The sequence below is a fragment of the Thermosulfurimonas dismutans genome (genome assembly GCF_001652585.1).
Classification (GTDB): domain Bacteria; phylum Desulfobacterota; class Thermodesulfobacteria; order Thermodesulfobacteriales; family Thermodesulfobacteriaceae; genus Thermosulfurimonas; species Thermosulfurimonas dismutans.
In genome coordinates this window covers 59,870-79,581 of sequence record NZ_LWLG01000002.1, presented here as the reverse complement: position 1 = coordinate 79,581, position 19,712 = coordinate 59,870, and the positions used below count along the sequence as shown (strand labels likewise).

The window sequence follows — 19,712 nt, the reverse complement described above, 5'->3', positions numbered from 1 at the left end:
CTTACTTAGCCATTCTATCCGAAAAGATCAATTTATGAAATGAAAAAAGGCGGACCGAAGGCCCGCCTTTATAATATCCCGAAATCTTTTAAGAATTATCGTTTGAGGTTGATGAGCTCGTCTAGCATGGTGTCGGTTACCGTAATAATGCGGGCGTCGGCCTGAAAGCCCCGCTGAAAGATGATCATCTTCACAAACTGCTCACCCAGATCTACGTTGGACTGCTCTAGGCTATTAGGGGCGATGGAGCCAAGCCCATTGGTGCGGGGTTTTCCGGTGATAGGCGGCCCAGAATGGGTGGTCTCTCGGAAGAGGTTGCCGCCTACCTTGTCTAGTCTTTCCGGGGCGTTGAAATTAGCGAGGGCTACCATCCAGAGCGGAATCACCCGGCCGTTAGAATAATGTCCAGTTATGACACCATCGGTGTCCACGGAAAGAGATTCCAGAGATCCCGGTCCGAAGCCGTCCTGGTCATAAAAGATGGTGGAGTTACTTGTGGCGTACTGGGTGGTTCTTACAGACTCCGAACGCCAAGAATCTTTATAGAAGTAACCAAAATTGAGTTCAATCTGCTGAAGGTCATTCCGAGAGGCCCCTTGATACTGTTCAGAGCCTGCGGGACGGTTATCCACTAGATCTATTCCCAAAAAGTCTGCAATAAAGATGGGATAGCCATTGGCTCCAAGGGCATCAAAGCCATCCAAAGGATCAGGTACCGGAAGTCCATTCTGATCTATAACTTTTACCAAGGCACCCGTATTAGCGTCCAGACGGTAGGTTTGATAGAAATTTTTGACGTTTCCCTGGTTGTCAAAGGCTAGTCTACCGTACATGAGTACGCCTTGTTTGGCCTTGGCAAAAGTGCTTCCGGAAGGAATGTCTTTTGTAACTGGCACACTCCCTTCTTCCGTTAACCACTTCATAGGATCAGTGTCTTTAGTGAAATCCCGTTGGTCTTCCGTGGGACTGCAAGTTACCAAGAATTCGTAAGTATTGTCCTTGGTGGTGGTGTCATAATAGATAGTTATCTCATGCGGAGTTCCCAGAGAATCGTAGATGGTTAGGGTGGTGCGGTAGGTATATTCGGTAGAGGCCAAGGGAGTTTCGTTACGAGCATCCCAGCGGTCAAAAAGAGAACTAACTTCTTGAAGTGCATACTTATTATCTACTGTAATCGTGTTTCCGGTTCCGCCTGTGCCAACCAAACTCCAATCAATAGTTGCCATCTGTGTAGTTCCATCTAGGAAAAAGTACGCTGAGGTTTCGTTTACATTTTGTCCGCGGGCCAGGATGGTTCCGGTCTCAGAGGCAGGATCAGTAGCTCCAGGATCGGGATTTTCAACTACATAATAGTCCCATCGTCCATCGCCACCATCGTAATAAAGCCATATCCTCAAGTTCCGATCCGTGCCGTTGGCGTCTTTAAGGGTGAAATCCGTATATACCCAGTTATTGTTACTGATAGGCGTGCCTCCGTCACTAATTTCTACCCTTCCTTCTCGTCCAGGAGCGGAGATCAAATTTCCCGTAGTCGTATGGGTAACGGTACTCCAGTCAATTATTATGTTTTCTCCTGTAGAGGGTAGCTGGATGGTGGCCCGGGTAGCTGTAGAATCCGTTCCCTGGGCCAGGATAGCTCCGGTAGCACTATTTTTTCTTATCTCGTAATCCCATTTGTTAAGAATGGCGTTGTAGGTGAGTTTTACGTAAATCTTATTGTCGTTTCCATCTATATCCCGGATTACAAAGGTAGTCTCAGCCGATCCGCCATCAGTTATATTTCCGTTAAGGTTAATCACCATGGTTTCGATATCTTCGCGGGCGTCCAGATTAGTGATGACATCGATCTTGGAAGTGGCTACCGGAGGAGAGGTGCGATCGATGCGGATATCGGTAATGGCTCCGGTGATATCCCCGGTATTTTCGTCTATTTGCCAGCCTTGGATCCGGAACCCAGCGGGGTTTACTAAGTAACCGTTTTTGTCCACCATGAATTGACCGTCTCGGGTATAAAAAAGGTTTCCGGTTGAGCCGGGCTCCTTTACAATGAAGAAGCCATTTCCGGCAATAGCTAAATCTGTGGGATTGGCGGTGGACTCAAAGGATCCTTGCCCAAAGGTAGGATAGAGGGCCTGGACTGTAGCTCCTCGACCAAGCTGTCCAGAGCCTGAGGCTGTGTTGATGCTCTGGGCCATTACATCCTGAAAGGTGACCCGAGCCCCCTTGAAAGCCGTAGTATTGAGGTTGGATACGTTATCTCCTACCACACTCATACCGTGTCCCAAACTTTTAAGTCCGCTGGTTCCAGTAAAAAGGGCATCCGTCAAAGCCATGGCCCATACCTCCTCTTCCTATTTTCGGAATTTTTTACTTGAAACCTGAATGTTTATTACTTAGCCCTCAAAAAATCTTCCAGCATCTGGTCCGCAGTAGTTATCACACGAGCGTTGCTCTGAAAGGCCCGCTGGAGGGTGATCAAGTTGACCATCTCGGTGGCGAGGTCTACATTCGAGCCTTCCAGAGCTCCTGAGTTAATGGCTCCAATAGCTGATCTTCCGGGGGCAAAGATTTCCGGAGAGGCCCCGGTTACGGATTTGAAAAGGTTGCCACCGACCCGTTTAAGGGCATCATCCGATCCGGTGAAGTCCGCCAGGAAGATACGAGCTACCTCCTGGGATTGCTGATTGCTATAGTAGGCTCTTATTACTCCCTCTAGGTCAATTTCGAGGTGGTCGAAGATCCCGGGGGGATAGCCGTCTTGATGCTGATAATAAACGGCAAAGGGAGCTCCATACATATGAACAGATTGGGGAGTTCGGATGAGGCTACCGGTAGCATCAAAGTAAAAACCTAGATCCAGGGTCACGGTTTGAGGGGTACCGGTAAAATTCAGCGTGAACTGAGGCCTTCCGGTGGCCGTAAGATCAATCGGGGTGAGGCTTCCAGTGTTGACGTCATCCACGGTAAAAAAAGTCGCGTCTACGATTTCCCCAGCGGCCCCGAAGTTGAGGGTCCCCCAAAGAAGGGCTCCGGAATAACGTCCCGAGCCTCGCCAGTCCTCGGTGGGATCGGCTAAGGTAACTAAGATTTCGTACTGATTATTTTGGTCGGTGGTATCAAAGTAGATGGTCAATTGGTGTTCCACTCCAGTGGGATCATAAACTTTTGTGTCCGTAATGAATTCGTAATTTCCGGGATTGATGGGGTCGTCTGGGTTGGTAGCATCCCAGGCCTCAAGGAGGCTTAAGGAAAGGGCCTCGGGTTCCTTTCTGGCATCTAGATTCATTTCTAGACTGATCCTTTCGGTGGCTCTACCGGAAATGGTTTTGGGTATTTCAATAGGAGAAAGGTCTGCCACACCATTCGGTGTGGCTCCGGGATCGGCGCCGAGTAAACTATAACCTAAGGAATTGACCAGTCTTAGGGTGTTGTTCTCGGTTTCTGCCAGCAAAAATTGGCCGTCGCGGGAAAAAAAGTTCTCTCCGCTGGAATCTTTAAGTATAAAAAATCCCTTCCCCAAGATAGCCAGATCGGTTGGAATATCCGTGGAAAGAAGGTTCCCAGGCGAAAAGTCGATATCTATGTCTTTTAGCATACTTCCCAAACCCTTTTGGGAGGAAAAGACTTCTCCGGAGACCTCAAGAAAGACATCTTCGAAAAGGCCACGACTACCCTTGAAGCCGGTAGTATTTAGATTGCCAATGTTATCGGCCGCGATCCGCATGCCCTGGCTTTGGGTTTTGACTCCGGAGGTTCCAAGGTATATGCTCCCCAAAAGGCTCATGGTCTTTCCTCCTAAGAGAGACTTTCGGGATCAAGGATCTCCTTAAGATCTGAGATATCTAGTTTTTCGTGTTCATTAAGGATGATCTGGGTCTCTTCCCCCAGCACCGCCCCTGTAACCCGCCCGTAAACTTTTACGGTTACGGACTCCTGCTCTTTTCCCGGTAGGACAACCTTCAGACGATAGTTCCCATCTGGAACCGTGTTTCCGGACTGGTCGGTGGCATCCCATTCAATGGTGTGGCTGCCCTCTGGAAGGGCCCCCAGATTCAAACGTTTAATTACTTCACCGGACTCGCTATAAATGACCACCTCTACCTGGTTGGCGGGCTCGTCAAGTTCAAATTCGGCCCCTAGGAATCGACCGTTTTCCACTCGTCCGTAAGACCCTTGGGCCTTAACCAATTTGCCCACCAGGGAGGCGGTGGTGGAAAAATTGTAGGCCTTGGCCATCTCAAGTAGCTTTTCAAAGCTTTCGTTGAGGTTGAAGAGCTGATCCACCTGACTGAACAGAGCCATCTGCATGGCCATCTCATTATTTTCGATAGGTTTCATGGGGTCCTGATACTGAAGCTGGGTAACAAAAAGCTTGATGAAGTCCTCTCTTCCAAGGACTTTCTTGGGGGTTCGAGTCAAAGCCAAAGGCTGTCCGGTCTTTTCATCCACTCCGGCAATCATTTCTTCCTCCTAAACCACAATGTTTAAAAGTCCTTCTTTTTCAGCTTCTGTAATGGGAGCTTCCTTTGACGAAGCTAATTTATCAACCCTCATAGGTCCTCTTTTTTTCTCCTCTCCAGTATCTTGATAGGTATAAGAGGTTTCGCCGCCTCCGCCTCCAAAGAAGCCTATCTGAAATTCGGAGAGATTGAGTCCCAGTTCCTCTAGGGAGTGTCTTAGATGGGGTAGGTGTAAATGGAGTTCTCTTGCGGCTTCTGGCTTTTCCACGGTAAGGACAACCTGTACCTCTCCTTTGTGGACCTTGAGATCTATTTCCATCTCTCCAAGTTCCGGAGGCTCAAGTTTGATCTTGGCCCGCCTTTCTCCCGAGGGCTGAATTTCATAGATGAAATCCTTGATGATATGTTCAACTTCTCCGGGAGGTATCGTTTCCTGAGGATGAAGAACATGGCGAGAAGATTGATAGATCTCTTGTGAGGAAACGGAAACTCCCTTGTCACCTGGGATGATCTTAAGTTCTTCTGTATTAAAGATTCGATGCTTTGTTAAATCCCTGGAGTCCTTATTTTCTATTTTTGATCCGACCTTTTTTCGGTAAGAGATTTCGTTGCGTATGCCATAAATCTGCTTGCCGTTTTCTTTAGGTGTTTCTTGGAGCTTTAAAGAGAGATTTGAATCCGTTTCTTGGGAATGGGTCTTCAATTTTAGATCTGGTTCCGTGTCCGTGCTCTTTTCTCGCCATAAATTATTTGGGGTTTCGAGGCCGTTTTGGTTTCTCGTAGATACTTCGAGAATTGTTTTGGACACATCCTGAAGCTTCTCGTCCATCAAAGATGAGTCTTCTGGATTCTTGTGAAAGGCAGATTCTTGTAAAGGAAGGCGAAGAAAATTTTCAACCTGAAAACCAGAATTATCTTTCACTATATTTGTATAAGATTCTTGGACTTTGATTTTACTTTTGGTATTTGGGAGGAATTTTTCTGGGGATTCGATAGGGGAGTTTAACCCTTCAAAGAAAATTCTTTGAGCGGTTTTGGAGCTAATCGTCTCTCCCTCAGAGGGGAATGGCTGAGCCTCTTCCTGATTAAGATTTTGCGCCAAAGGTTCTGGCAAAAGAAGACCAAGGATAGACGTTAGACCCTTTCCTTGCTCTAAATTTTCGATTCTTAAAGGTTTCTGAGTTCCAAACATGTCTTTTTCCGAGTTGTTCGCTGAGGATTCCAAGGTTTTCGTTTCGTCGTTCGCTTTTCCCTGAAAAAGGTTCATCAGGGCCAGCAGAAGTATTTGGAAAAAATCCGAAGGAAGGTTTGGGGTAGAAGACGAAGTTTGTACGGTCATATTATCGAAATCGATTCCGGAGGTTGGAACTTTGGGAATCATATTCAAGCCCCTTTTCGAATTCTTTCGCTTGATAAGAAAGCAAGGACTGTGCCAGTAATTTTTGGGGAGATTTTGAGGCCTATTCTAGGATTTGGTGGGAAAATTTTTCCGTGTCAGGCAACAATTTCCGGGAAGGGTTTGCTTGACACACTGAGAGGCGTTCTTACCTTACTTTTCGGATCAAAAAGAAAAAACATAAATTTGGGAGGTTGAAAACGATGCGACTTGATAGATTTACCTTCAAGGCTCAAGACGCCCTGCAGGAGGCTCAACGGATAGCGGAGTCCCGCGGGCACCAGCAGCTCGAGCCCGAACACCTTTTAAAGGCGCTGGTAGAACAGGAAGGCGGCCTTGTGCCCATGATCCTTGAGCGCCTGGGAGTGAACAATCGCTTGGTATCCTCTGATCTGGATGAGTATTTGGACAAATTGCCCCAGGTATCCGGGACCGGATATCAGGTCTATCTTTCTATGACTCTCAAACAGATCCTTGATCGGGCCGAGCGCCTGGCCAGGGAGATGCGGGACGAATACATCTCCACCGAACATCTGTTACTCTCCATTCTTGAGACCCATACCGAAGCGGCTCGGATTTTACAGAACCGCGGGATTACTAGGGACAACGTCCTTGAGACCGTAAGGCAGATCCGCAAGGGCCAGCGAATCACAGACCAGAATCCGGAGGACAAATATCAGGCCTTGGAGAAGTTCGGGCGGGATCTTACGGCCCTGGCCCGGGCCGGCAAACTCGATCCTGTGATCGGACGGGACGAGGAGATCCGGCGAGTGATCCAGATCCTTTCCCGGCGTACCAAGAACAATCCCGTGCTGGTGGGAGAGCCGGGCGTGGGTAAGACCGCTATCGTGGAGGGGCTGGCCCAACGAATTGTGGCCGGAGATGTCCCTGATCCTCTAAAAGACAAACGCGTAGTTCAACTTGATTTAGGAGCCCTTATTGCGGGTACCAAGTTCCGTGGAGAGTTTGAGGAGAGGTTTAAGGCTGTTCTCCGGGAAATCCAGGCCAGCGAAGGCGAGATCATTCTTTTCATCGACGAGATCCATACTATTGTGGGAGCCGGTGCCGCGGAAGGGGCCATGGATGCGGCCAACATGTTAAAGCCCGCTCTTGCCCGGGGTGAACTCCACTGTATCGGGGCTACCACCATCGATGAATACCGGAAATATATCGAAAAGGATCCGGCCCTTGAACGGCGGTTTCAGCCGGTTTATGTGGATGAACCTTCGGTAGAGGAGGCCATCGCTATCTTGCGTGGTTTGAAAGAAAAATATGAGGTTCACCACGGAGTTCGAATTACGGATAGTGCCATAGTGGCCGCGGTAACCCTCTCCCACCGGTATATTACCGATCGTTATCTCCCGGATAAAGCTATTGACCTTATCGACGAGGCGGCGGCTAAACTGCGGATAGAGATTGACTCCATGCCCATGGAGATAGACGAGGTTGAGCGTAAGATCAAGCAACTTGAAATAGAAAAGGTGGCCCTTGAGAAGGAAACAGACCCCAAGGCTAAAGAGCGACTGAAAAGAATCGAAGAACAGTTGGCCGAGCTTAGAGCCAAGTCCGAGGAGATGAAGCGGCACTGGCAGGAGGAGCGAGAGGTCATTAAGAAGATTCGAGCTCTTAAGGAAAGGATAGATCAGCTCCGCATCGAGGCTCAGCAGGCCGAGCGCCAGGGGGACCTCAATCGGGTAGCGGAGATCATCTATGGTCAGATTCCTCAGCTCGAAAAGGAGCTGGAGGCCGAAAACCAGCGATTGGCCGAGATCCAGAAGGAACACCGTTTCCTCAAGGAAGAGGTGGATGCCGAAGATGTGGCCCAGATCATCTCCAAATGGACCGGCATTCCGGTGGCCCGTCTCCTTGAGTCCGAACGGGAAAAGCTTCTCAAGATGGAGGAAAGGCTTAAGCAGCGGGTGGTGGGGCAAGATCATGCTATTTCGGCCATTGCCAACGCTGTGCGTCGGGCCCGGGCCGGACTCAAGGATCCCAACCGGCCCATCGGTTCCTTCATGTTCCTTGGGCCCACCGGGGTGGGTAAGACCGAGTTGGCCAAGGCGCTTGCGGAATTCATGTTCGATACCGAAGAGGCCATGATCCGCATAGACATGACCGAATACATGGAGAAGCATTCGGTGGCCCGTCTCATCGGAGCTCCTCCAGGCTACGTGGGCTACGAAGAGGGAGGACAGCTCACCGAGGCCGTGCGTCGCCGGCCCTATTCGGTAATCCTATTTGATGAAATCGAAAAGGCCCATCCGGATGTCTTCAACATCCTACTTCAGATCCTCGATGACGGAAGACTTACCGACGGCAAAGGCCGGACGGTGGATTTCCGCAACACCATCATCATCATGACCTCCAATATCGGAAGCCAGTGGATCCAGGAGATTTCCGAGGATCGGAAGGAGATAGAGAGGCGAGTTATGGAGGCCCTCAGGAGTCAGTTCCGTCCGGAATTTCTCAATCGTATTGATGAGATTGTCATCTTCAATCGCTTGGGACGTGAAGAACTTATGAGGATTGTGGATATACAGTTGCGGTATCTTAGGGAGCGACTGGCAGAAAAACACCTTACCCTTGAGCTTACAGACAAGGCCCGGGAGTGGCTGGCCAATGTAGGTTACGATCCCGTTTACGGTGCCAGGCCTTTGAGACGGGCCATTCAGCGTTATATTGAAGATCCTCTGGCCATGAAGATCCTGGCCGGTGAATTCGTGGAGGGTGATCATATCCTTGCCGATTACGATGAAAAAGAACAACAGATAGTTTTCAGGAAGAAATGAAAAGCTATCGCGTAGTATTCATGGGAACTCCGGAGTTTGCGGTTCCGGCCCTGAAGGCCCTCCTAGGTTCCGAGGAGGTAGTGGGGGTGGTCACCCAGCCGGACCGTCCCCGTGGCCGGGGCCGCAAGCTCCGTCCCTCTCCAGTAAAAGAAGTGGCCCTTGCGGCTGATCTGCCTGTGTTTGAGCCGGAGAAGATCAAGGATCCGGCCTTTCTGGCGGACCTTGCCAAACTGGACCCGGAGTTGATCGTGGTGGCGGCTTACGGCAAGATTCTCCCGAGGGAGATCCTCGATCTTCCCCGATACGGGTGTTGGAATATCCACGCTTCGCTTCTTCCCAAATACCGCGGAGCGGCTCCTATACAATGGGCCCTTATCAACGGTGAAAGGGAAACGGGTATCACCATCATGCAGATGGACGAAGGGCTTGATACCGGTCCTATCCTTTTGCAAAAAAGCCTCACCATCGGAGAAGATGAGACCTTTGGCGAGCTTTACCAGCGTTTGGCCCAGTTAGGAGCCAAAGCCTTGATGGAGGCCCTAGAGCTCTTTAAGGTCGGCCAGCTTTCACCTAGGCCTCAACCTGAAGATGGCGTGAGTTATGCTCCCCCCATAGAAAAAGGAATGGGGCGCCTCGATTTTTCCCGTCCGGCTTCGGAACTGGCTTGTCTTATACGGGCCTTTGATCCCCGACCTGGGGCCCATATTTACTGGAAGGATAAGATACTGAAGGTATTTAAGCCTTTGGTCGTGCATGAAGCTACCACCAAGGCCCCCGGTACGGTTCTTGGGGTAGAGGCCGGGGGCCTAGCTGTGGCCACCGGAGATGGAGTGCTAGTCATTCGGGAATTACAGCTTGAGGGTAAACGTCGCCTCCCAGCTAAGGAATTTTTGCGAGGATATCCCCTTAAGCCGGGTACGGTGCTTGGGGCCTGAAGTTTAGGTCAAATCTTTACCTGTCGTGGTCATGGAAAGACTGCAATGAAGTATTCCCTTCTGGGCCTTTATGCGGTCGGCCAGATCTTTTACTGCTGAGGCCTCACCTTTTACGATAATGACTTCCAGACAATGATTATGGTCGAGATGCACGTGCTGAGTAGATATAATACGAGTATAGTGTTTATGTTGGATATCAATTAGACGATCTGTTAGTTCTCGTTTGTGATGGTCATATACATAAGTAATAGTGCCCACTACTTCTCTTCTACTTTCCTGCCACTCTTCTTCTACGAGTTTTTCCCTTATGAGATCTCTGATAGCTTCGGATCGGTTTCTGTAATGTTTCCTAGAGATATAACGATCGAAATTTTTGAGAAGCAAAGCTGGAATAGAGACCCCAAAGCGTATGAGATCACTCATAAGCTCCTCCTTGGTGTAAGGACTTGATTTTTACCAGCTCAAAGCAATGGGACCTCTCTTTCCCATAGAATATCTGTATCCAACCTTTCCGGGCACTAACGAGAAACGTTGTCCTTTTTATTTTACCATGCTTATATTCAATAATTTTTTGAATGAATTATCAAGACTGTCCTTTTTAAAGAGATACTGCTAGCTTTAATAAAGCTAGCTTCCTTATATTCCAAATTTTTCTTGCCTTAAGGGTTTGACTTTCAGTTTTAGGCCTTCCTGAACGAGCACCTTGATCGGCGTCTTGGGAGGGATGGGGGTTTCGGAGAAGGCTTGCCAAATTTCTCCTTCAATGAATACTTGACCGCCTTCGGGCCCTACTTCCGATATGGTATATCCCTCTTTCCCCAGCAATCCTTCCGGACCGGAGACCGGCCGGCGATGGAGGGCCTTGGCTGCGAGATAGGTTACCACTAGGAAGAAGAGGGCGATAATCGAAACTATCGGGATGAGGAAGGAATAGGGCACTGCAAGGGGTGGTGGATAATCTCCGAAAAGCATGAGGGAACCCAGCAGGAGACAGACCGTGGCCGCCAAGGCTATAAGGCCATAACTTGCAATCTTGATCTCGAGAAAATAGAGAAGAGCCGAGAGCACGATGAGAATTAGACCAGCGTAGTTTACCGGTAGAATGTGCAGGGCAAAGAGAGCCATGACCAGACATATTGCCCCTATTATCCCGGGAAAGAGGGCCCCGGGATTGGACAGCTCGAAATAGATTCCGGCCAGGCCAAGCATTAGAAGAAGATAGGCCACTTGAGGGTGGACCAGAATGCTAAGAATTCGGGTTTTCAGATCTTGTTTGTAGGTCAAAATGGTAACCCCGGTGGTCTTTAGGGTCACTTCTCGATGGTCGAGTTTTATTTTTTGGCCATCAAGGCTTTGTAAAAGGTTTTTCAGATCCTCGGCCAGAAAGTCTATTACTCTAGCTTTTAAGGCTTCTTCAGCGGTGAGGGTGCGACTTTGGGTTACGGCCTCTTCAGCAAACTTTTCATTACGCTTCCGAAGTCTGGCCAGACTTCGGGCCCAGGCCGCGAGGTCGTTTTCGATTTTTTGGGCGGTCTTTTTGTCTATCTTCCCTCCGATAAGGGTTACCGGATGGGCCGCTCCTAAATGAGTACCAGGGGCCATGGCTGCGATATGGGCGGAAAGGACGATGAAGGTACCGGCAGAGGCTGCTCGGGCCCCGCCCGGGGCCACGTAAACCACCACCGGAACCGGAGAGGCCAGAACGGCTTTTACTATCTGGCGGGTGGATTCTACCAGACCTCCAGGGGTGTCAAGCTGCCAGATGACCGCCTGGTAGTTCCCTTGCTGGGCCTCTTCAAGACTTCCGAGGAGGAAATCAGTGGTTACCGGCGTGATGACGTCATCTATCTTGACCAAGAGAATAGGAGCTCTTGAAGAATTTTTCTCTGTGGCTAAGCCTAAAGAAAGGAAAACTATCAAAATCAGGATCGAAAAAGGGAGTTTTTTCATGTTCCTTCTCTAAGGACTCTTTGGAAAAGTTTGAGGTCTTCCCAGGCCGCTCTTTTAGCCGAGGGGTTACGCAATAAATAGGCCGGATGATAAGAAGGCACCACCTTTATACCCTCAAGCATATGGACCCGGCCCCTAAGTTTTAAAAGGGGATCCCTGGTAAGAAGTAAACTTCTAGCAGCCACGCTCCCCAGGGCCAGAATGGCCTTAGGCTTTATCAGGCGGATCTGTCGGGCGAGATAAGGTCGACAGGCCTTCATTTCTTCTTCTTCCGGAGTGCGGTTGCCAGGGGGACGGCACTTGACCACATTGGTGATGTAAATCCTGGTGCGTTTGAGTTCGATGGCCGCAAGCATCTTTTCCAGGAGTTTCCCGGCGGCTCCCACGAAGGGACGCCCTTCGAGATCTTCCTCTCGTCCCGGGGCTTCCCCCACAATCATGATCTCACAAGGGGTTGGTCCTTCTCCGGGTACGGCCTGGGTACGGGTGCGATGAAGGGGACATTTACGGCAGGCCTTGATTTCTCTTTCAAGCTCTTCAAGACTTTCGGGGACCAAAGGGTCAAGTTCAAGGAAACTCTTGACTTCAGGAAAGGCCGGCAAAGAATCTATCCCCAGAATCTGTAGATACTCTAGATAGGTGCCCAAAAGTTTAATAAAATCTCTCACAGGATAAGTTTAGCTCCAAGAGGGATTAGCGTAAAGAGATGTTGTAAAAATTCCGATTTTGGGGTAGGGGATTAGGCCAAAAAAGCAAAGGAGGCAAGAATGGCGGAGAAGATAAAACTCAATCCCGATGGCACGCTGGTGGTTCCGGATGAGCCCATCATTCCTTATATCGAGGGCGACGGTATTGGGGTGGACATCACGCCAGCGATGAAGAAGGTTCTGGATGCGGCGGTGGAAAAGGCTTACGGAAGCCGCCGTCGGATACACTGGAAGGAGGTTCTGGCCGGAGAGAAGGCCAAAGAGGCCACCGGTTCCTATCTTCCGGAGGAGACCCTTCAGGCCATAAAAGAACACGTGGTGGCCATTAAGGGGCCGCTCACCACGCCTGTGGGAGGGGGGATTCGGAGTCTCAACGTGACCATCAGGCAGGTGCTGGATCTTTACGCCTGCGTGCGTCCGGTGCGTTGGGTCCCGGGAACTCCCAGTCCGGTAAAACATCCCGAAAAGGTGGATATGGTGGTCTTTCGGGAAAACACCGAGGATGTCTATGCCGGGATAGAGTGGGAGGCAGGCTCAAAAGAGGCCAAACGTCTGATTGAGTTTATTAAGGAGGAATTCGGAAAAGAGATACGTCCGGACTCTGGAATTGGGATCAAACCCATAAGCCGTTTTGGAACACAGCGATTGGTAAGAAAGGCTATCGAGTATGCCCTTTCTCTGGGCAAACCCAGCGTGACCCTGGTGCATAAAGGCAACATCATGAAGTTTACCGAAGGGGCCTTTGCCAAATGGGGCTATGAGCTTGCCAGGGAGGAGTTTCCGGAAAAGACCGTGCCGGAGTCCGAGGTGGCCGAGAAGTATCCCGAAGGTGTGCCCGAAGGGGTGGTGGTTATTAAAGATCGAATTGCGGATGCCATGTTCCAATGGGCCCTCCTTCGTCCCGAAGACTACAGTGTGCTTGCCATGCCCAACCTGAACGGAGACTATATGTCGGATGCGCTTGCGGCTCAGGTGGGAGGGCTTGGCATGGCCCCAGGAGGCAATATCGGCGACGGATATGCGGTCTTTGAGGCCACTCACGGTTCAGCCCCAAAGTATGCCGGCCAGGACAAGGTTAATCCCAGTTCCCTTATTCTTTCTGGGATGATGATGCTTGAGTATCTTGGGTGGAGGGAGGCCGCGGAGCTTATCTGGGAGGGCCTTTCCCGGACCGTACAGCAGAAGGTGGTCACTTATGACCTCGCCCGTCAGATCGAAGGGGCCAAGGAGGTCAAATGTTCCGAATTCGGCGAGGCCGTGATCGAAAATATCCGAAATATCTAGCAAGACCGGTGTAAACCGGGAAATTTTGGAAGCGCGGAGGCCGGCTATGGGCGAGGTTTACAAACCCGAGGAAATAGAGATCAAGTGGCAGCGGATCTGGGAGGAGAAAGGCGTTTTCAGGGTTAAAGAGGACCCGGATAAGCCCAAATACTATGTCCTGGAGATGTTTCCCTATCCCTCCGGGCGCATCCACATGGGCCATGTGCGAAACTACACCATTGGGGATGTTATTGCCCGCTATAAGAAGATGCGCGGCTTTAACGTGCTCCATCCCATGGGCTGGGATGCCTTCGGGCTTCCGGCAGAAAATGCGGCCCTCAAGCACGGGGTCCATCCCGCGGACTGGACTTACGACAACATAGATTACATGCGACGGCAACTTCGGCGACTGGGTTTCAGCTACGACTGGAGCAGAGAATTTGCCACTTGCGACCACGAATACTATCGGCACGAACAGCGTTTCTTTATTGAAATGCTTGAGCGCGGGCTGGCTTACCGGAAGAAGACTCTGGTCAATTGGTGTCCAAGCTGTCACACCGTACTGGCCAACGAACAGGTGGAGGACGGAGCCTGCTGGCGCTGCGGGACCGAAGTTGTCCAGAGAGAGATGGAAGGATGGTTTTTCAGGATTACGGCTTATGCCGAGGAACTGCTGCGGGATCTCGAAAAGCTCCAGGGAAAGTGGCCGGAGAAGGTCCTTGTCATGCAGAGAAACTGGATCGGAAAGAGCGAAGGCGCAGAGATCGAGTTTGAGGTGGATGGTCTTCCTGAAAAGATCACGGTCTTCACCACCCGACCGGACACCCTTTACGGTGTGACCTTTGTTTCCCTATCTCCGGAACATCCCCTGGCCGAGCGCCTGGCCGAGAGGGCCGGGATAAAGGAAGAACTTCTGGCTTTCAGGGAAAAGGCCAGGCGTGCGCGACGGGAGATCGAGGAAGGTCTGGCCGAAAAGGAAGGGCTTTTTCTTGAAGCCTATGCCATTCATCCTTTGACCGGCGAGAAGGTGCCCATCTATGCCGCCAATTTCGTGCTCATGGAATACGGCACCGGGGCGGTCATGGCGGTTCCCGCCCATGACCAGAGGGATTTCGAGTTCGCCAGAAAGTATGGGCTTCCGATAAAGGTGGTCATTAATCCCGAGGATGCGGAGCTTGATCCCGAGACCATGGAAGCCGCCTACGAGGAACCAGGGGTGATGGTCAATTCCGGGCCTTTCACCGGTCTTCCGAGTGAGGAAGGGAAACGGGCCATTGTGGAACACCTCGAAAAAATTGGAGTTGGCCGGAAGAAGGTTAGCTATCGTCTTCGGGACTGGGGGGTTTCGCGTCAACGTTATTGGGGTTGCCCCATCCCGGTGGTCTATTGCGAGCGTTGTGGCGTCGTGCCGGAGAAACTCGAGAACCTCCCGGTAAAGTTACCTCTCAATGCCCAGATAGATGAAGCCGGTCGTTCTCCTCTGCCTAAACTGGAAAGTTTTCTGAAGACCGAATGTCCCCGCTGCGGAGGGCCCGCCCGGAGGGAGACCGATACCTTTGATACCTTTGTGGAGTCCTCCTGGTATTTTGCCCGCTTTGCTTGTCCCGATGCTAAAGAGCCTTTGGTTTCCGAGAAGGTTCACTATTGGCTTCCGGTAGATCAGTATATTGGAGGCATCGAGCACGCCATCCTGCACCTCCTCTACGCCCGCTTTTTTACCAAGGTCTTGAGGGACCTGGGATATCTCCACCTGGATGAACCCTTCGAAAAGCTCCTTACCCAGGGGATGGTCATTAAAGAGCCCTACAAATGTCCCCGACACGGCTGGCTCTATCCAGAGGAGGTCTCGGAGTCCGGGACCTGTCTCAAGGAGGGGTGTGGAGAAAGGGTGATCGTGGGCCGGCCGGAGAAGATGTCCAAGAGCAAGTGCAACGTAGTGGATCCGGATGAAATGATAAAGCGCTACGGAGCGGATACGGTAAGGCTTTTCATGCTCTTTGCCGCCCCACCGGAAAGGGATCTAGAGTGGAGCGACCAGGGCATTGAAGGGGCCTTTCGATTTCTGAAAAGGCTTTACCACTTGGTTTCGGAATGGTCGGAAAAGATAAGGGAGGTTGAGCCCTACTCCGGCGATGGAAACGATTTGCCCTCGGAACTCAAAGCTCTAAGGCGCAAAACGCACCAGACCATTCGCAAGGTCACCCAGGATCTTGAAGAAAGGCTTCACTTCAATACCGCCATTGCGGCCATAATGGAGTTGGTGAATCATCTGGAAGATACCTTGAAAAAGGCCTCTCCCGAGGCTCCAGGCTTTTATGAAGTCTTGAAGGAAACCCTGCGGGCAATAGTGTTGTTGCTTTCCCCTATGACGCCACATATCTGCGAGGAACTCTGGGAAAAGCTCGGCGAGAAGGGGCTGGTTGCTGAGACCGAGTGGCCGGAATGGAGTGAAGAGGTAGCCCGGGAGGAGGAGATTACGGTGGTGGTTCAGGTGAATGGCAAGGTCAGGGATCAGCTTCGGGTACCGGCTGGAACTCCGGAAGAAAGGGTAAGAGAACTGGCCCTCTCTTCTTCCAAGGTTAAGCGCCACCTTGAGGGCAAGACCATCCGCAAGGTGGTTTTTGTGCCCGGGAGGCTCATCAATTTTGTGGCGAACTAGTTTTCTGATCCTTGTCCTTTTTCTCAATGCCTGTGGATATCGTTTGAGAGAAAAGCCTCCCGGGTTTAGGCCCGAGTGGCAGACCCTTTATGTGGAAATCTTTAAGAACCGAACCGCGGAGACCGAACTAGGGGTCTATCTCTCTGAGGCCTTGAGGCGTAGATTTGCCCGAAGTGGCTTTGTAAAGTTGGCCGCCAGTCCTACCAAAGCCGATCTCGTAATTGGCGGAGAGGTCAAGAGCCTTTCCGTAGGCGGGATTTCTTACAATACTTACACCGAAACCCTAGAACGGCGGGTTTCCGTAACCCTGGCCGTCGATATGCGGACAAGGGACGGACAGATAATCTGGCAAAATCGTAACCTCTCCCGGTATGAGAATTATCCCGTGGAGGGGACATCCTCAGGGGTCCTTGATCCTGGAAAGGAGGAGGCCCTGCGCAAACTATCCGAGGATTTGGCCGACATCATCTACCACCAAATAACCGCTTCTTTTTGACAAAAATTTCCGAAATTTTTTTACAAATTTAAAAAATCTGTAGCCTTCTAAGGCTTGACAGTGCAGAGAGAACTATTAATTTAGGTTTAAAATCGTCCCTCATAGTCCGATTTCTGCTTTAAAAATCTTGGAGGAGGTTGTAATGCCCCATAGGGTGAGGTTCGTAAAGGATTTGGAGGAGATACCTCTCTCGGTTGAGGAAAGGGAAAGGCTTTTGAGGGTATCTGAAAAGTTTCCCTTTTTTTGTACTTCTCACTATTTGAGACTCATTAACTTTAATGATCCCTCTGATCCCTTGCGTCGAGTGGTGGTGCCCGATGAGGGAGAGCTTGAGCCTTGGGGGCGGGTAGATCCGTCCAATGAGGCTAATTATACGGTCATGGAGGGGGTTCAGCACAAATATGATTCCACGGTCCTGGTTCTGGCTTCCAATAAATGTGCTGGGCTCTGCCGATATTGTTTCAGGAAGAGGCTCTTCTTGACGGATGAGAAAAGGGAGGAACGTCTTCGGGATGTAAAGGCCCTGGTAGAGTACTTGCGAGGCCATCCCGAAGTCACCAACGTCATTCTTTCCGGTGGCGATGCCTTGATGCTCTCTACTTCAAGACTTCGGGAGCTCATCTCCGAGGTCGCCAAGGTCCCTCATGTGAGGTTTATTAGATTAGGAACTAGAATCCTTTCCTACTGGCCGGAACGCATCCTCAACGATCCCGAGTTGCTTGAGGTTCTCAAGAAATATAGTCTTCCTGAAAGACGTATCTATGTGGTCACCCATTTCGATCATCCTAGAGAGATTACCCCCGAGGCCGTGCGAGCCTGCCATCTTCTTTTCAAGGCCGGGGTTCAGATTCTCAATCAATGTCCTATGATTTCAGGGGTTAATGATGATCCGGGGGTTTTGGCCGAGCTTTTCAGACAACTGGCTTCTATGGGGGTTTCTCCGTATTATGTCTTTCAATGTCGGCCTACGGTAGGCAATAAACCCTACGCCGTCCCCATTGAGCGGGGATACCAGATATTTGAAACTGCTAGGGGCAGGGTTTCCGGGGTGGCCAAGAGGGCCCGTTTCGTGATGTCTCATGCTATGGGGAAAATAGAGATAGTGGCCATGACTCGGGAGCACGTAATTTTCAAGTTTCACCGGGCCGCTCGTAATCAAGATACCGGAAAGGTTTTGGTCTATCGTCGGAATCCGCAAGCTTACTGGTTGGATGATTATACAGAGCTAGTGGAAGAAATCCCGCTTTTAGATGAGCGTCCGATCTAACCCAGGTACCGGAAACCCTCGAGGGTTTCCCGAATCTCCTTCGGGGGAATGTAGCGGATACCAAGCTTGTCCGCCATAAGAAGGACTCCTCGGTCTGCCGAAAGCACTATGCCATCAAGCTCAAGGGCTAGCAAGATGAGCTCTAGGTCCTCTCGGCTATCTACGATCCCCTCCCGGAGGGCCTCCCGATATTTTCGGCGAAGAATGTTGATGACCTCTCCTGGTTTTTTTCCGGAACTGAGCCTCACGGCCTCTTCGGCCACCCGGAGCCCTTTATTGATCCTTTTCCTCAGGTCTTCGATGAATTCATAAAGTAAGAAGGCCGGAATCTGGAGTTCATACTTTCGGGGGGATTTGACCTTGAAAATGGCCCGGGCCCTGGGCGGGATGTGAAGATCCTTTACCATCTTTTTCAGTTCCTCATAAATGGAAGAAGGCATATAAACGGAGAGTCCGTCGGCCTCCGCCGCTAAGAGAAGGAAGTTTTCAAAGGCTTCGGGGGGACTTTCACCCAGCTGGTGATAAACGTCAGGATTGGTGAAGATGCTGGTATCCGGAATCAGGCGTTCTTTCTCAGAGGCGTTAATGCTTGGCCTCCTTGGGCAACCAGGAATCTATGATTTTAGCCCCCACTAGGTCTCCCCAAACGTTTATGCTAGTTCGTAGCATATCCAAGAATCTATCCACCGCCAAGATCAGCCCCAGGCCCTCAAGGGGAAGGCCCACGGATTGAAGGACTAAGGTCATGGTTACCAGGCCTGCACTGGGAATACCCGCAGCTCCCACCGAGGCCAGAACCGCAGTCAAGAAGATAACCACCTGCTGAGAAAGCGTGAGTTTGAGACCGTAGGAGTAGGCAATGAACATGGCGGCTACGGCCTCGTAAAGGGCGGTGCCGTCCATATTGACGGTGGACCCCAGGGGGAGGATGAAACCTGCCACCTCAGGTTTTACTCCGGCTTTTTCCTCGGCAACTTCAATGGTTACCGGCAGAGTGGCCGAACTCGAAGCCGTGGAGAGGGCTAGAAGCGGAGCTTCCCGCACGGCAAGGAAATACCGCCAGGGGTTTGTCCGGGTGAAGAGATAAAGGAGAAAAGGCAGGGTTACCAAACCATGGATGGCTAGTCCCAGGACTACGGTTCCGGCATATTCCCAGAGGGATATGAGTGGAGAGAGACCTTCCTTGGCCACCAAAGAAGCTACCAGAAAGAAGACTCCTGCCGGTGTCAGGCGGATGATGCCCCGAGTGAGGGTGAGAAGAGTCTCGTTGAGGGCCCCGAAAAATAAGTTCAACGGTCTGGCCTTTTCTCCTATTTTGAGAGCCGCAAGAGCCAACACCATAGCGAAGAAGATGATGGGAATGACCTCCGTGTGGGCGAAGCTCTTGACGATATTTTCCGGAAAGAGCCCGAGGAAGAGCTCTGATAGGGAAATGGTTTTTAATTCGGGTATCTCGCTGGCCCCTATCTCGGCCGAGGGTTTGATGAGGTTCACCAGGAGGAGGCCTATTAGAACCGAAAGGGAGGTGGTCGCAAGGTAGTAAATGATGGTCCTAAGACCCAACCGTTCCAGGGTTTTCAGACTCTTCAGATTTAAGAGGCTTATAAATACCGAGGTAAAGATCAGGGGGGCTACCACCATCTTCAGCAGTTTCAGGAAGGCTTTCCCGATAACCGAAAATTTCAAGACCACCGAGGGGAAGGATATCCCCACCACGACGGCCAGCAGAATGGCCAGCAGAGTTTGATTTTCAATCCGTTTTAAAAATCCCACTTTTAGAGTTCCTCTTT

15 protein-coding genes are annotated in these 19,712 nt (G+C 50.8%); 6 read left to right on the top strand and 9 right to left on the bottom strand.

What is annotated here, in order from left to right:
* Positions 1 to 95 precede the first annotated feature (95 nt).
* The 4 genes from TDIS_RS02465 to TDIS_RS11135 are packed head-to-tail and all read right to left on the bottom strand — an operon-like array spanning position 96 to position 5,289.
* The gene (locus TDIS_RS02465) at positions 96 to 2,333 is read right to left on the bottom strand and encodes a flagellar hook-basal body complex protein (RefSeq protein ID WP_068668965.1); all 2,238 of its coding nucleotides are present in this window, start codon (positions 2,331 to 2,333) and stop codon (positions 96 to 98) included.
* Positions 2,334 to 2,389: 56 nt separating this feature from the next.
* Complete coding sequence (locus TDIS_RS02460) at positions 2,390 to 3,784, bottom strand: flagellar hook protein FlgE (RefSeq protein WP_068668963.1); 1,395 nt, start codon at positions 3,782 to 3,784, stop codon at positions 2,390 to 2,392.
* Between the two features lie 11 nt (positions 3,785 to 3,795).
* Positions 3,796 to 4,461, bottom strand: a complete 666-nt coding sequence (locus TDIS_RS02455; protein WP_068668961.1) for a flagellar hook assembly protein FlgD — start codon at positions 4,459 to 4,461, stop codon at positions 3,796 to 3,798.
* Between the two features lie 9 nt (positions 4,462 to 4,470).
* Complete coding sequence (locus tag TDIS_RS11135; RefSeq protein ID WP_161939457.1) at positions 4,471 to 5,289, bottom strand: flagellar hook-length control protein FliK; 819 nt, start codon at positions 5,287 to 5,289, stop codon at positions 4,471 to 4,473.
* 770 nt (positions 5,290 to 6,059) lie between these two features.
* On the opposite strand from TDIS_RS11135, the gene clpB reads away from it, so the two are divergent.
* Entirely contained in the window at positions 6,060 to 8,645 is a 2,586-nt protein-coding gene (gene clpB, locus TDIS_RS02445) for an ATP-dependent chaperone ClpB (protein ID WP_068668957.1), read from the top strand.
* Positions 8,642 to 9,580, top strand: coding sequence for a methionyl-tRNA formyltransferase (gene fmt, locus TDIS_RS02440; protein ID WP_068668955.1), 939 nt, complete (start codon positions 8,642 to 8,644; stop codon positions 9,578 to 9,580). Before clpB ends, fmt begins: the two co-directional genes overlap by 4 nt.
* A 3-nt stretch (positions 9,581 to 9,583) precedes the next feature.
* On the opposite strand, the gene nikR is transcribed toward fmt, so the two are convergent.
* From nikR to TDIS_RS02425, 3 genes are all read right to left on the bottom strand, one after another.
* Entirely contained in the window at positions 9,584 to 10,003 is a 420-nt protein-coding gene (gene nikR / locus TDIS_RS02435) for a nickel-responsive transcriptional regulator NikR (RefSeq protein ID WP_068668953.1), read from the bottom strand.
* 213 nt (positions 10,004 to 10,216) lie between these two features.
* Positions 10,217 to 11,530, bottom strand: a complete 1,314-nt coding sequence (locus tag TDIS_RS02430; RefSeq protein ID WP_068668951.1) for an NfeD family protein — start codon at positions 11,528 to 11,530, stop codon at positions 10,217 to 10,219.
* Complete coding sequence (locus TDIS_RS02425; protein WP_068668949.1) at positions 11,527 to 12,198, bottom strand: uracil-DNA glycosylase; 672 nt, start codon at positions 12,196 to 12,198, stop codon at positions 11,527 to 11,529. Before TDIS_RS02425 ends, TDIS_RS02430 begins: the two co-directional genes overlap by 4 nt.
* Positions 12,199 to 12,297: 99 nt before the next feature.
* On the opposite strand from TDIS_RS02425, the gene icd reads away from it, so the two are divergent.
* The 4 genes from icd to TDIS_RS02405 all read left to right on the top strand — a co-directional run bounded on the left by icd (position 12,298) and on the right by TDIS_RS02405 (position 17,922).
* Positions 12,298 to 13,521: an isocitrate dehydrogenase (NADP(+)) gene (icd, locus tag TDIS_RS02420; RefSeq protein ID WP_068668947.1), complete on the top strand. Its 1,224-nt coding sequence runs from the start codon at positions 12,298 to 12,300 to the stop codon at positions 13,519 to 13,521.
* A 46-nt stretch (positions 13,522 to 13,567) separates the two neighbouring features.
* A complete protein-coding gene (gene leuS / locus TDIS_RS02415; protein ID WP_068668945.1) occupies positions 13,568 to 16,159 on the top strand; it encodes a leucine--tRNA ligase in 2,592 nt (863 codons plus the stop codon).
* On the top strand, positions 16,146 to 16,655 hold the full coding sequence (locus TDIS_RS02410) for an LPS-assembly lipoprotein LptE (protein WP_068668943.1): 510 nt from the start codon (positions 16,146 to 16,148) through the stop codon (positions 16,653 to 16,655). The genes leuS and TDIS_RS02410 overlap by 14 nt, the downstream gene beginning before the upstream one ends.
* Positions 16,656 to 16,797: 142 nt before the next feature.
* On the top strand, positions 16,798 to 17,922 hold the full coding sequence (locus TDIS_RS02405; protein WP_068668941.1) for a KamA family radical SAM protein: 1,125 nt from the start codon (positions 16,798 to 16,800) through the stop codon (positions 17,920 to 17,922).
* On the opposite strand, the gene TDIS_RS02400 is transcribed toward TDIS_RS02405, so the two are convergent.
* The gene (locus TDIS_RS02400; RefSeq protein ID WP_068668939.1) at positions 17,919 to 18,509 is read right to left on the bottom strand and encodes an RNA ligase partner protein; all 591 of its coding nucleotides are present in this window, start codon (positions 18,507 to 18,509) and stop codon (positions 17,919 to 17,921) included. The genes TDIS_RS02405 and TDIS_RS02400 overlap by 4 nt on opposite strands.
* Positions 18,505 to 19,695: a dicarboxylate/amino acid:cation symporter gene (locus tag TDIS_RS02395; RefSeq protein WP_208595661.1), complete on the bottom strand. Its 1,191-nt coding sequence runs from the start codon at positions 19,693 to 19,695 to the stop codon at positions 18,505 to 18,507. The genes TDIS_RS02400 and TDIS_RS02395 overlap by 5 nt, the downstream gene beginning before the upstream one ends.
* Between the last annotated feature and the right edge of the window lie 17 nt (positions 19,696 to 19,712).